General features: G+C 74.8%; 13 protein-coding genes and 1 pseudogene. 8 read left to right on the top strand and 6 right to left on the bottom strand.

Annotation, left to right across the window (positions count from 1 at the left end):
• Positions 1-49 precede the first annotated feature (49 nt).
• Positions 50-994 (bottom strand): SDR family NAD(P)-dependent oxidoreductase, encoded by a 945-nt coding sequence (locus tag QQK22_RS14380; RefSeq protein WP_284251653.1) that lies wholly within the window; start codon positions 992-994, stop codon positions 50-52.
• Between the two features lie 64 nt (positions 995-1,058).
• On the opposite strand from QQK22_RS14380, the gene QQK22_RS14375 reads away from it, so the two are divergent.
• The 4 genes from QQK22_RS14375 to QQK22_RS14360 all read left to right on the top strand — a co-directional run bounded on the left by QQK22_RS14375 (position 1,059) and on the right by QQK22_RS14360 (position 5,455).
• Positions 1,059-1,445, top strand: coding sequence for a hypothetical protein (locus QQK22_RS14375; RefSeq protein WP_284251652.1), 387 nt, complete (start codon positions 1,059-1,061; stop codon positions 1,443-1,445).
• A gap of 295 nt (positions 1,446-1,740) precedes the next feature.
• A complete protein-coding gene (locus QQK22_RS14370) occupies positions 1,741-2,565 on the top strand; it encodes a class I SAM-dependent methyltransferase (protein WP_284251651.1) in 825 nt (274 codons plus the stop codon).
• 440 nt (positions 2,566-3,005) lie between these two features.
• Positions 3,006-4,367 carry a helicase domain-containing protein gene (locus QQK22_RS14365; RefSeq protein ID WP_348525598.1) on the top strand — a complete coding sequence of 454 codons (1,362 nt, stop codon included), beginning with the start codon at positions 3,006-3,008 and terminating at the stop codon, positions 4,365-4,367.
• Between the two features lie 44 nt (positions 4,368-4,411).
• The gene (locus tag QQK22_RS14360; protein ID WP_284251649.1) at positions 4,412-5,455 is read left to right on the top strand and encodes a hypothetical protein; all 1,044 of its coding nucleotides are present in this window, start codon (positions 4,412-4,414) and stop codon (positions 5,453-5,455) included.
• A 37-nt stretch (positions 5,456-5,492) separates the two neighbouring features.
• Here QQK22_RS14360 and QQK22_RS14355 read toward each other — a convergent pair whose 3' ends face one another.
• Positions 5,493-5,849: a hypothetical protein gene (locus QQK22_RS14355; protein WP_284251647.1), complete on the bottom strand. Its 357-nt coding sequence runs from the start codon at positions 5,847-5,849 to the stop codon at positions 5,493-5,495.
• A gap of 359 nt (positions 5,850-6,208) precedes the next feature.
• Here QQK22_RS14355 and QQK22_RS14350 point away from each other — a divergent pair, with 359 nt between their 5' ends.
• Complete coding sequence (locus QQK22_RS14350; protein WP_284251646.1) at positions 6,209-7,102, top strand: alpha/beta hydrolase family protein; 894 nt, start codon at positions 6,209-6,211, stop codon at positions 7,100-7,102.
• A 26-nt stretch (positions 7,103-7,128) separates the two neighbouring features.
• On the opposite strand, the gene QQK22_RS14345 is transcribed toward QQK22_RS14350, so the two are convergent.
• Positions 7,129-7,392 carry an acylphosphatase gene (locus QQK22_RS14345; protein ID WP_284251644.1) on the bottom strand — a complete coding sequence of 88 codons (264 nt, stop codon included), beginning with the start codon at positions 7,390-7,392 and terminating at the stop codon, positions 7,129-7,131.
• Between the two features lie 7 nt (positions 7,393-7,399).
• Positions 7,400-8,385 (bottom strand): annotated as a pseudogene (locus tag QQK22_RS14340) (DMT family transporter).
• On the opposite strand from QQK22_RS14340, the gene QQK22_RS14335 reads away from it, so the two are divergent.
• The 3 genes from QQK22_RS14335 to QQK22_RS14325 all read left to right on the top strand — a co-directional run bounded on the left by QQK22_RS14335 (position 8,384) and on the right by QQK22_RS14325 (position 11,207).
• Entirely contained in the window at positions 8,384-9,802 is a 1,419-nt protein-coding gene (locus QQK22_RS14335; protein ID WP_284251642.1) for an aminotransferase-like domain-containing protein, read from the top strand. The pseudogene QQK22_RS14340 and the gene QQK22_RS14335 sit on opposite strands and share 2 nt — an antisense overlap.
• A 514-nt stretch (positions 9,803-10,316) precedes the next feature.
• Entirely contained in the window at positions 10,317-10,784 is a 468-nt protein-coding gene (locus QQK22_RS14330) for a hypothetical protein (RefSeq protein WP_284251640.1), read from the top strand.
• Positions 10,785-10,805: 21 nt separating this feature from the next.
• Positions 10,806-11,207 carry a hypothetical protein gene (locus QQK22_RS14325; protein ID WP_284251639.1) on the top strand — a complete coding sequence of 134 codons (402 nt, stop codon included), beginning with the start codon at positions 10,806-10,808 and terminating at the stop codon, positions 11,205-11,207.
• 321 nt (positions 11,208-11,528) lie between these two features.
• Here QQK22_RS14325 and QQK22_RS14320 read toward each other — a convergent pair whose 3' ends face one another.
• Positions 11,529-12,290, bottom strand: a complete 762-nt coding sequence (locus QQK22_RS14320; RefSeq protein ID WP_284251638.1) for a DUF1266 domain-containing protein — start codon at positions 12,288-12,290, stop codon at positions 11,529-11,531.
• Entirely contained in the window at positions 12,173-12,634 is a 462-nt protein-coding gene (locus QQK22_RS14315) for a hypothetical protein (RefSeq protein ID WP_284251636.1), read from the bottom strand. The genes QQK22_RS14320 and QQK22_RS14315 overlap by 118 nt, the downstream gene beginning before the upstream one ends.
• Positions 12,635-12,654: the final 20 nt, after the last annotated feature.

The following is a 12,654-nucleotide window of genomic DNA, read 5'->3' as shown; positions in this document are numbered from 1 at the left end:
TGACCCACCGACCCGCTGACCCGCGACCGCCGACCCGCGGGTCCGCGCGTCAGCGGGTCGGGACCGGCAGGGTGCGCGGGAGCGCGCCGCGGGTCCACCCCGACAGCAGGTCCCACACGGCGGCGCCGGCCTCCGGCGTCGTGCTCGAGGCGACGGGCGTGGTGAGCACCGGGGCGCCCCGCGTGGTCCAGCGCGGGCCGACCATCGCGCCGTCGGGCAGGCTCGGGTCGAGGACGGCGCGCAGGGTGGGGCGCGCGCCGTCGTGCTTGCCCTGGGCGATCGGGAGGCGCTCGAACCGCCCCGGGACGACGATCCCAGGCCGGGCGGGCGAGAGGGCGTCGACGGCGTAGCCCGGGTGCGCGAGCAGCGCCTGCACCCCGGCGCCGCAGTCGCGTCGGGCGAGCTCGCTGATGAAGGCGTGCACCACGTGCTTCGTCCGCGCGTAGGTCGCGAACGGGTGGTAGGCGTGATCGGCGACGAGAGCCGCGACGTCGAAGCCGACGATGCGCGTGGCGAGGCTGCCGAGACCGACGATGCGGACCGGCGGGGTGGCGGGTGGCGTCGTCGGGCCCGTGGACGTGCGGTCGGCGGTGAGGGTGGGCCACAGGTGTCCGACGAGCGCCGCGTGCCCCACGACGTTCGCCGCCATCGTCACCTCGATGCCGTCCGCGGTGAGGGTGCGCTCGCGCGGCGGCTGCGTGGAGCCGGCGTTGAGGACGAGCGCGTCGATGCGGTCGAGGGCGGTGAGCACGTCGGCGGCCGCGGCGACGGAGTCGGGATCGGTGAGGTCGAGGGCGACGACGTCGACGCTCGCCCCCGGCACGTGCCGCGCGATCGAGGCGGCGGCGCGGCGGCCGCGCTCGCCGTCGCGCGCGGTGATGACGACGTGCGCGCCCGTCGAGGCGAGGCGCTCGGCCGTGAAGTAGCCGAGACCGCCGGTGCCCCCGGTGACGACGACGGTCGAGCCGGTGCGGTCGGGAGGAGTCGCGCGCATCCGGCCATCGTGTCAGGTGGCGGGGGCGTCGTGGGGGCGGTGGCGTCGTCGCTACCCTCGCGGGGTGTACACCCGCTTCGAGACCCCGGAGCTCGACGCGCGCGGGCGACGCGTCGGAGTGTTCGCCCTGGCGAACGGGTTGGCGCGAGCGGGGCGGCTGGCCTCGGACGAGTGGGGCGTGTGGCGGGCGGGTAACGACTGGTTCGACCACGCCTACCCGCATCCTCCGGCCGACGCCTACTCCGATCCGCGGGCGGCCGCGTGGTTCGGACCGGCGGCGGGCCACCTCGTGGCCGCCGTCCGGCCCTACCTGCTGCTGCTCGCCAGACACGGCGTCGCATGTCGGAGGGTGGAGACGCACGATCCGGGCCGGATCGTCTTCTCTGATGCGGTTCAGGTGGTCGCCGTACCGCGCGATGCGGACGGTGTTGACCGGCGCCGACCGCAGTGACGGTCGGCGGCCGGGATCGAGTGTTGCGCCCCGCACGGATACGGGTGGGTATCCGTGCCGGACGCAACACTCGATCCGCTATCCATGCGGGAGGCAACAGTCGATCGGGTGTTCGTGGGTGCGGTCACCGTCGGTCGTCGACTGCTGCACCACCCGCGGATACCGACTGCTATCCGCGGGTGGTGCAGCAGTCGATCGGGTGACCGCGTGCGGTGCAGCAGTCGATGTGTCCGCCGTGGGGGCGGCCGGCGAAAAGATCGGGCGGAACGGGAAGCGTCGGCCTAGCCTCGCCCCGATGAGCTTCGACGACCCGCGCCTGGTGGACCTGTACGACCTCGACAACCCCGACGGACCCGATCACGACCACTACCGCGCGCTCGCCGACGAGATCGACGCCCGCCGCATCCTCGACCTCGGGTGCGGCACCGGCATGCTGACCGTCTCGTTCGCGCGGCCCGGTCGCGAGGTGATCGGCGTCGATCCGTCGACGGCGATGCTCGCCGTCGCGCGACGCCGCCCCGGTGGGGAGCGGGTCACCTGGGTGGAGGGTGACTCGCGCGTACTCGCCGACCCGATCGGCACCCGCCACACCGCCGGCTCCGCCCAGCCCGGCGGCTCCGACCGCCCCGGCGGCCCCGCCCAGCCCGGCGGCCCCGTCCGCCCCGCCGACTACGCCGTCATGACAGGGAACGTCGCGCAGCACATCACCGACCCGGCGTGGGAGCGCACGCTCGCCGACCTCCGCGGTGCGGTGCGCGACGGCGCGACCCTCGCGTTCGAGAGCCGCAACCCCGCGCGACACGCGTGGGAGGCGTGGGCGGCGCAGCCGCCGTCGACCCGCGCGACCTCCCACGGCGACCTGCGCGAGTGGATGACGACGACCGTCCTCGAGGAGGGCGCCGCCGGCACCCGGATCCGCCTCGACGCGCACAACGTGTTCGAGGTGGGTGGTGAGCACGTGGTCGAGTCCGGCGAGCTGGTGTTCCGCGACGTCGCACTGCTGGAGCGGCAGCTGGCCGGGGCAGGGTTCGCGGTCGAGGAGGTGCGGGGCGACTTCGTGGGCGGGAGCTTCGACGCGGCGTCCTCGCCGCTGATCGTGGTGCGTGCCCGGGCGGTGTGAGCTCGCCGTCGTCCCGGCCCTTTCCAAGGTACAGCGCAGGTGGGGGCTTGCGGCAAGGCCCCTGGACCGGCGCAGAATCCTCGATCGTGCCAGCCTCAGCGACCCCCGCCACGCCCTCCGAGCGCCCGTCCGACCCGCCGTCCCTCCCACGCCCCGACCTGCCCGCCCGTGCGCGCACCGTCGCCCGGGGCGCTCGTCGTCGACGGCGGACCGGGCACCGGCAAGACGGTGGTCGCGCTGCACCGGGCCGCCTACCTCCTGCACGCCGAACCCGGGGTGGACGCCGGGCGCGGGGGCGTGCTCGTCGTCGGGCCGCACCAGCCCTACCTCGACTTCGTCGCCGACGTCCTGCCGGCGCTGGGCGAGGACGGCGTGCGCACGTGCACGCTGCGCGATCTGCTGCCGCAGGGGCGCGCGCCGCCGTCGAGCGCGATCCGGGCGTGGCCGCCCTCAAGGCGCGTACCGCGCTCGTGGCGGCGATCGAGCCGGCCGTCGCCCTGTACGAGGAGCCGCCGACGCGCCCGTTCGACGTCGCGACGCCGTGGGCCGACCTCCGGCTGACGCGCGAGGACTGGGCGGAGGCGTTCGCCGCGCCCGAACCCGGGACGCCCCACAACGAGGCGCGCGCCCAGGTGTGGGACGCGATCGTGGGCGTCCTGGCCGACCAGCTCGCCGAGCACCTGGGTGACGGGGACGGTGGGCTCGACGACGGCGGTGACGACGCCGAGACCCCCGAGGTCCCGCGGGCGGCGCTCGAGCGCGTCCTGCAGGGCGACGCCGAGCTGCGCGACACCCTCGCGCGCGCCTGGCCGCTGCTTGAGGCCGAGGACCTGGTCGGCGACCTGTGGACGGTCCCGGCCTACCTCGAGCGGTGCGCGCCGTCGCTGACGCCCGCCGAGATCGCCGCCCTGCAGCGCCCCGACCCGCACTCCTGGACCACCGCCGACCTCCCGCTGCTGGACGCCGCGCGGCGCCGGCTGGGGGACCGCGACGCCGAACGGCGCCGGCGCGCGCGGGAGGCGGCGACGGCGGCCGACCGCGACTACCGCGCGCGGGTGACCGAGGAGCTCGTCGCCTCCGACGACAGCGAGATGATGATCATGTCGATGCTCCGCGTCGAGGACCTGCGCAGCTCTCTCGACGGCGACGCCGACGACACCGACGGCCACCACCCGCGGGGTGACGAGCTCGCCGGCCCGTTCGCGCACGTGGTGGTCGACGAGGCGCAGGAGCTGACCGATGCCGAGTGGTCGATGATCCTCGCGCGCTGCCCCACCCGCAGTCTCACGATCGTCGGGGACCGCGCGCAGGCGCGCCACGGGTTCGACGGCACCTGGCACGAGCGGCTGGCCCGCGTGGGCCTCACGCGGGTCCGGGAGGCGACGCTGCGCGTGAACTACCGCACGCCGTCGGAGGTGATGGCGCAGGCTGCGCCGGTGATCCGCGCGGTGCTGCCGGACGCCAACGTGCCGACGTCGGTGCGCGAGTCCGGGGTGCCGGTGCGGTTCGGGCAGGTGGCCGAGCTGGGCGGGGTGCTCCAGGCGTGGTTCGCGGGGCGTCCCGACGGCGTCGCGTGCGTGATCGCGTCGGGTGGCGCGGGTGCGGCGGGCACGGCGCTCGCGCTGCCCGACGGCGTCGACGACTCCCGCGTGTCCGTCCTGACGCCGGAGCTCGCCAAGGGCCTCGAGTTCGACCTCGTCGTGCTCGTGGGTGACGGCGACGACGGCGCGACCTCCGCCGTCGACCGCTACGTCGCCATGACGCGCGCGACGCAGGAGCTCGTGGTGCTCGCCGACGCTTGAGTCCCGAACCCCCGCGGGGGCGGCGGCGCTGGCACGATCGGGGCATGTCGCGCCTCGCCGATCTGATGACGCCGTCCCTCCCGCCGGGCCTCGCCCTCCCCGAGCCGCTGCTGCGCGCGTGGGACTTCATGGAGTCGCGGGGGTGGGGGCACGAGACCGCCGGCGGGTACGTGCTGACGCCGTACGCCGGCAGCGCCGAGCTGGGCGTCGTGTTCTCGCCGTCGCTCACGCTCGCGGGCTGGTTCGAGCCGGGCGAGCCCGGGCACGACCGACTGGTGCCCCTGTGCCAGACGGACGGGACCGGCAGCTTCGCGGCGCTGTGGCTCGACCCGGACGACGCCGGCGCCGTACGAGTCGTGATGCTCGGGTCCGAGGGCGAGCGCTCCCTGCTCGCCGACGACGCCGTCGACTTCCTCCGCCTCGTCGCGATCGGCTACCTCGAGCTGCGCGACTGGGCCATCGAGGAGGAGCCGGACGAGGAGGAGGACGGCGAGTCCGTCGCGGCGCTCGCGGACTTCCGCGCATGGGTCGAGGCGGAGCTCGACGTCGAGGTCCCGGCGCACTGGAGCGTGCGCGACCCCGATCCGTTCGCCGCCTGGGTGGCCGAGGTGAAGGGCGAGGAGGTTCGCGAGTCGCGCTTCACCGCCGAACCGGGCCCGACGGCCGCTCCGGACGTCGACCCCGCCGCCGTCGTCGCCGCGCTGGAGGAGCTCGTCGACGAGCCCCGCATCACGGGGGTGAAGTTCGGCCGGCGCCAGGGCATCTCGTTGACGTCGGTCCCGTGGGGGCACGAGCTCACGGTGATCGAGCCGTCCGGTGGGGTGACGGCGGAGCACGCGCCGCTCGTCGCGCCGACCATCGCGGCGGTGCGCGCGGCGCTCGTGGCCCGGTGGGGCGAGCCGCGCACGGCGCCGCACGTGGACGGCTCGCGCGCGGCCAACATCGTCGAGGTGCACGGCACGGACGAGGTCGACCTGTGGGACCTGGGCGACGACGTCGTGCTCGGCCTGTTCAGCAGCGCGAGCGAGTGGACGCAGATGGCGGTGGTGGTCGAGCGGCGCGCGGTCGACGTCGCGCACCGGTACTGATCCGGCGCTCACGTGGCTGGCCGCGGGGTCGTGGACCTCAGCCCCGACGGTCTGCGGTCTCGGCGCCCAGCTCGCTGATCCGGCGGTCGGTGGCGACGAACGTCAGCACGATGCCGATCACGAACACCGCGAACGTCACGTGGAACGTGGCGCGCTCGCTGTCCTCGTCCGCGACGAAGCCGAGGATCGTGGCGATCACGGTGCCGATCACCAGCAGCGTCAGGGTCGAGCGCACGAGCCACACGGGCACCGTTCCCCCCGAGGCGACACGCCACAGCGCCGCGACGGCGATGAGCGCGACGAGCGAGAGGCCAAGGTAACCGACCGCGAACGGCGGGGTGGTCTCACCGAGGTCGCCGCCCAGCATCCGGAACCCGAAGCTTAGGAGCGACACGGTCGCGTACTCGCGGTCGTCCCCGGGTGAGCGGTCCGGGTCGGGCGTCTCGACCGTCAGGTAGGGGAACCAGAAGGCCGACGACGAGCGCGGCCGCCGCGACGGCGCACACGGCGGCGCGGACGACGGCCGCCAGCTCGCGGACGCGGGTCTCGAGCTGGCGGATCCGGCGCTCGGGCGTGGTGGCGCTGGTCATGGTGGTCCCCCTCGGACGATGCGGGTGCTTCGATTGACGCGGGCCGCGCGGAACGCGTGACGCTAGCAGGCGCGGCGGCCGGGGTGGTGGGCGGATCCGGTGGTCCACCACCCCGGGTGCTCACCCGTCTGGCGCGCGACGGCGTCGTCGGCTTGGGTGGGGGATGAACCGCCGTCGCCTCCTGACCCTCCTCGGCCTCGCGGGTGTCGGCGGTCTGGCGGCGTGCGCGCCGCGTGCCGCCGCCCCGGGTGACCCGGGCGACGCCGTCGCCCTCGAGCCGGTGCGCATCGACTACGGCGACGACCCCTCGCAGTACGCCGAGCTGACGCTTCCCGAGGGCGCAGCCAAGGGCGTCGTCGTCGTGATCCACGGCGGCTTCTGGCGTGCGCAGTACGACGCGTCGCTCGGCCGACCGCTCGCGGCCTCGCTCGCCGAGCAGGGCTGGGTGGCGTGGAACCTGGAGTACCGCCGCGTGGGCGGTGGCGGCGGCTACCCGGCCACGTTCGACGACGTCGCCGCGGGGATCGACGCGCTCGCGCAGGTGCCCGACCTCGACCTCGGCACCGTCATCACGCTGGGCCACTCGGCCGGCGGGCACCTCGCGGTGTGGGCCGCGGGGCGGGCGGCGCTGCCGACGGGCGGTGACGGTGACGCGGGTGAGCGAGCTGCGGGCTGGGGCGATCCCGCCGTCGTCGTCACGGCCGCGGTGCCGCAGGCCGGCGTGCTCGACCTCGCGGGCGCGGTGCGCGACGGCGTCGGGGGCAGCGCCGTCACGGACCTGATCGGGGGCGGGCCGGACTCGACCGCGTTCGCCGATCGCTACCCGCTCACCGACCCGACGATGCAGCTGCCCCTGGACGTGCCGGTGCGCGCCGTGCACGGGCGCGCGGACACGATCGTGCCGCTGCGTCAGTCCGCCGACTACGTGCGGGCGGCGAGCGCGGCGGGCGCCGACGCCGAGCTGGTCGAGGTCGAGGGGGACCACTTCGTGGTGATCGACCCCGGCAGCCCGGCCTGGCGCACCACGCTGGAGGTGCTCGAGGGCCTGCGGGGCTGACGCCGCCGGCGGCGCGGAGCGTGGCCTCAGAGCTGCTCGAACCCGTCCCGGCCGGTCGGCGGAACGTCGTGCACCTGCGCACCCGCGACCTCCGCCGCGTCGGGCCCGTGGTGCAGCCACGCGACCATCGCCGCGACGGCGTCCTCCGGACCCTCGACCTCGGCCTCCACCGTGCCGTCGGCGAGGTTGCGCACCCACCCTGCCAGCCCGAGCCGTTCTGCCTCGCTCACCGTGCTCCACCGGAAACCGACACCCTGCACCCGACCGCTCACCACGACGTTGACGCGCATCGCCCCATCATCCGCCCGTACGCCCCGGGAGGCGCGACGAGGAGGCGCCCCCTCGTCCGGGCCTCTCGGCGCGCCGCAGCCGCGTCCGCACAGACGCCCCCGCGAGGACGACGACGACCAGGCCGCCCAGCGCCGTCGGCCACCCGATGTGCTCGTGCAGGATGAGGCCGGCCCACGCGAAGCTCAGCACCGGCTGCACGAGCTGCACCTGGCTGACCTGGGCCATCGGGCCGATCGCGAGGCCCCGGTACCACGCGAAGAACCCCAGGAACATGCTCACCGCCGCGAGGTAGGCGAACGCCGCCCACGCCTGCGGACCCGCGACCGGCGCCTCGTGGACGGCCGAGGCGCTCGCGACGGCGATCGTCACCGGCGCCGCGAGCACGAGCGCCCACGAGACGGTCTGCCACGACCCCAGCTCGCGCGCGAGCAGCCCGCCCTCGGCGTACCCGACGGCCCCGGCGAGCACCGCGCCCAGGAGCAGGAGGTCCGACGGCGCCAGGTGCAGCCCGCCCCCGGACTGCAGCGCCGCGAAGGCGGTGCCCGCGAGTGCGCCGAGGCCGGCGAGCACCCAGAACGCCCGGCCCGGGCGCTCGCCGGTGCGCACGACGACGGCCGCTGCCGTCGCGACCGGGAGCAGCCCGACGACGACGGCCCCGTGGCCGGCCGGCGCCGTCGTGAGCGCGAGCGACGTCAGGAGCGGGAACCCCAGGACGACGCCGCCCGCCACGGCCGCGAGTCGCAGCGCCTGGGTGCGTGAGGGTCGCCGCTGCCGGGTGATCGCGAGCGCGAGGCCCGCCAGCGCGGCGGCGACGACAGCGCGCGCCGACCCGACGAACACCGGGTCGAGCGAGGCGACCGCGATGCGCGTGAGGGGAGGGTGAAGGAGAAGGCGAGGACGCCGAGCAGGCCCCACCCGAGCCCGGTCGCGGCCGGCGGGGCTGTCGGTAGCGGGCTGGTTCGGACCGCAGTAGCGCTATCATTGGCCGTCATGACCAACGGTAGCAGCGACCGGATCCACGCCGAGCTCGCTGCCTGGGTCGCGGCCGCGCCGGCGGGGACCAGGCTGCCCTCGAGCCGCACCCTGAGCGCCCGCCACGGGGCGAGCCCGGTCACGGTGCAGAAGGTGCTGCACCGGCTCGCCGCGGCCGGACTGGTCGAGAGCCGGCCGGGCGTGGGCACGTTCGTGCGCCGTCGTGCGCCCCGCGGTCCGGTCGACCTCGGCTGGCAGAGCGCCGCGCTCGGCGCGCCCCACGTGCGCTACCCGCGCGCGTCGCCGACGCAGCGCTCGGCGGATCCCGACGCCGTCGCGCTGCACTCGGGCTACCCCGTGAGCGACCTGCTGCCCGCCGCCGCGGTCCGGGCGGCGCTGGCGCGCGCCGCGCGCTCGGAGGCGTCGGTGCGCCGCGCACCCGCGGCGGGCCTGCTCGAGCTGCGCGCGTGGTTCGCGGCGGATCTCGCCGGGGACGGCGGCTTCGGCACCGCCGCCTCCCCGGTCTCGGCCCGCGACGTCCTCGTCCTCCCCGGCAGCCAGAGCGGTCTGAGCGCGATCTTCCGCGCGATCGTCGGGCGCGACCGGCCGCTCGTGGTCGAGTCGCCGACCTACTGGGGTGCCGTCGTCGCCGCGGCGCAGGCCGGTGTCGAGCTCGTGCCCGTGCCCAGCGGTCCGCACGGGCCCGACCCCGAGGAGGTCGCGAGCGCGATGGACCGCACCGGGGCCCGGGCCTTCTACGCGCAGCCGACGTGGTCCAACCCGCACGGGGCGCGGTGGAGCGACGACCGTGCGCGGGCGGTGCTCGACGTCGTGCGCGCCCGCTCGGCGTTCCTCGTCGAGGACGACTGGGCGCACGACTTCGGCATCGACGCGCAGGCCCGTCCGCTCGCCCGGATGGACGACGGCGGTCACGTCATCCACCTGCGCTCGCTCACCAAGAGCCTGTCCCCGGCCGTGCGGGTCGGTGCGGTCATCGCGCGCGGTCCGGCGCGCGACCGCATCGAGGCGGACCTCGCCGCGGGGACCATGTACGTCAGCGGGGTGCTGCAGGCGGCGGCGCTCGACGTCGTGACCCAGCCCGCCTGGCGCACCCACCTGCGCGCCCTGGGCCCGCGGCTGCGCGCCCGCCGCGACGGTCTGCTCGCCGCGCTGCGGACGCACCTGCCCGAGGCGGCGGTCGACCACGTGCCCACCGGCGGCCTCAGCCTGTGGGTCCGGCTGCCCGAGGGCACCGACCTGGAGAAGCTGACCCGGGCGGCAGCTGCGCGGCGCGTGCTCATCGCACCGGGCGACGAGTGGTTCCCGGCCGAGCCCTCGGGGCCGCACATCAGGCTCACCTACTCGGGGCCCGAGCCGGAGCGCTACCCGAGCGCGGTCGCCGCGATCGCGGAGGCGCTGCGGGAGCAGCGGGGCTGAGCGCCGCGGCGACTCACGCCGTCGTGAACCCGTCCGCCCGTCGGCGGCACCAGCTCGACCCCGCCGGCGGTAGCCACGGCCGCTTGCTTACCGGACGGGCGCGGTGGACAGCACCGCTCGAGGCGGCGCGGCCGTTGCGCCAGACGCGCTGAGCCTCGGCTATCGGAGTGAGTCGGGCGTCGGTACGGGACCGGGAGGGTTTTGACTTGACCGCGTTCGCCGACGAGGGCATGGGGTAGCGGCCGGATGCGCTGGGAAGTGCCCGGCGAGAACTGTTTTGAGAAGAACCGTCTGCGGGTTTCTGGCGTCCGTCCAAATATCGTGCTAGCGTCTTGGTGGCGGAGGCTTGGGGCGCTTCGTTGAAATGCGCTACGGGAACTCGAGGCCTTTGCTAGAAGGCGGCCTGCAGGGTCCAGCTCATCCATTCGGAGAATGCTGAGACGGCGACGGGAGGGGGATTGTCATGATTGGCACATCGTACGTGAGGGTCGGCCGTTTCAGAGGCCGGGCGCGGATGATCATCGGCGCCGCCATGGTGACTGTCGGGGGTTTGCTGTGGGTGCAGCCGGCTGCCGCTAGTGCGCCGGTGGAGATGAGGGCACAGGGCGTGGGCCATGGCCATACGGCCGCGGCCCAGCTAGATTCGCGGACGCCGGTGCGAGCGGGCGCAGAGGTGCAGCCGCTCGGGGTGAAGAGCTGGGTCGTCAAGCAGGCGCTGCGCGGGGTTGCCGGCCTCGTTCGCGGCGGGGCCGACGCTTTCGTCAGGGTCGCAGACGACTGGCTAGATGACGGAGCGCGGGCGGCTCTGAAGAACAATTCCAGCGAGGTTGCCGACGTCATCGAAGACGTTGCAAATCTGCCCGATCTCGCGACTCACCAGGTTAGATCTGCGGTGTATAACGGACTCAAGGACTCTCTTGGCCACGGAACTGCCAACGTCATTGCCAACGCGGTCGAGGGTGCTCTGTGGCTTGTTCTGTAGCGGCGGGGGAGGTGGCCGTGTATGAGTGATCGGCGGATCGAGCGGCTGGAGAAGCAGGTCGAGGAGCTCCGTGCCCTTCTGACGTCGGTCATACTCAGTGTGAATTTTCATGAGGACTTGCCTTTCGAGTCTGAGATGGCGCGTCGCGAAGTGGCAGGGGAGCGTAGAGCGGCGTTGAACCTCGTCCTCGCGTGTATTGCAGCGCGGTCGCGGGGCGAGACGCCCAGCAGAGTGCGGAACTCCCGGATGTTGGAACAGTTCCCGGTCTTGGAGCTCGCTCAGTCCCCCGCGGCGATCGACCTGGACGAAGCTATCGCTCTGGTAGCAGATCTCGTCGGAAGCAGAGATGCTGCGCTCGACGTGCTGAAGGCGCACAAGGCGGCTGGGTTCGGGGCGGAGACCTACCGAGTTCTCGGTCTCTGACGACGTAGCGACTGGCAGGGGCGAGAAGGCCCCGCCCGGCGCGTGTTTGGCGGGGTTGTCGCCGTTGTGCGGTGCTCCGGTTGCGCATCGGTATCGATCAGTCCAACTCGTCGCGCCGCGACAGGAGAGCCGCGGCGCCTCATGAGCTGTGGGTCCTCGGTTGCGCATCCGCCGCGACGGTCTTCTCGGGGCATTGCGGCCGCCGAGCCCTCGGGGCCGCACGTCCGGCTCACCTACTCCGGGCCCGAGCCGGAGCGCTACCCGACGGCGGTCGCCGCGATCGCGGAGGCGCTCAGCAGCGGGGCTGAGCGGGGCGGCGACTCACGCCGTCGCGAACCCGTCCGCCATTGGCGGCACCAGCTCGACACCGCCGGCGGGCGGCGCGGGCCACGGCCCGAGGGTGCGCGGCCACTCGCCCGCGAGGTCCTCCTGCGCCAGCGCGACGCGGCTGCGCGTCTCGGCACGACCTTCGAGCCCGGCCCAGAACGCGTGCCCCACGAGGAGGTTGCGCACCAGCGACTCCTCGGTGGGGAAGAGGGTGGTGACGAGGTCGGCGATGCGGTGAAGGCGGGGGAGCGCCGTCGCGGGGTCGACGTAGCCCGCGGACACGCCCGAGCGCAGGATGGTGTGCAGTCGGATTAGGTCCCAGCCCCACAGCAGCTGCGGCACCCCGTCGGCGCGCGGGTTGACGAGGTCGACCAGGTCGTCGAGGGGGACGTCGGTGGTCGCGGCGATCTGCTCGAGGATCGCGGGCTCGCCGAAACGGCCGGCCGCGGCGAAGGCGGCGGAGTGCACACCTGTCGCGAGGCCCTCGTCGATCTGCGTCAGCAGGTCCGTGCGGTGCGCGACGCCCCACGAGGCGGCGAGGTCGTTGCGGTGGTCCTCGGCCGTGCCCGGGGACAGGATGGCGACGGCGCGGCGCTGCCGCGGGGTCAGCCCGTCCGCGAGCGGGAACACCTCGAGGGTCAGCGGCCACCCGCCGAACCGGTGCACCCACGGCGCGGCGACCCGCAGGACCCGCCGCAGCTCGTCGTCGGGCGCGCCCAGCCCTCGGACGTCGTAGTAGGCGCGCTGCGCGCGCACGAGGAGCGGCGCTGCCGCGACGCCACCACCAGCGCCGTGGCGAGCAGCGCCAGCGCGAAGCCGACGATGCCGGCCCAGATCGCGAGCATCGCCGGCGGGGCGTCCCGCCAGGCCTGCGCCACGCCGTTCTCGGTGCCACCGGGGCCGACCTGGCTGTTCCAGAACATCGCCCCCGTCACGACGACGAGGACGCCGCAGAGGACGACGGCGTTCAGGGCCGGCGCGGCGGGCGGGAGTCCGACGGCGCGCCGCGCGCGCCCGAGCGCACGCCAGGAGGGTCGGACCGGGAGGTCGCGCTCACCGGGCTGGTTCTGGAGCGGGTGGGGCCGGCGCGGCGGCGTCATGCTCGTCTCCTGGGGGTGGG

Origin of the sequence: Litorihabitans aurantiacus, from assembly GCF_030161595.1 — a bacterium.
In the GTDB taxonomy this organism is placed as follows: Bacteria; Actinomycetota; Actinomycetes; order Actinomycetales; family Beutenbergiaceae; genus Litorihabitans; species Litorihabitans aurantiacus.
Note: the sequence above shows the minus strand (reverse complement) of the source record. Positions and strands in the feature narration are given on the sequence as shown.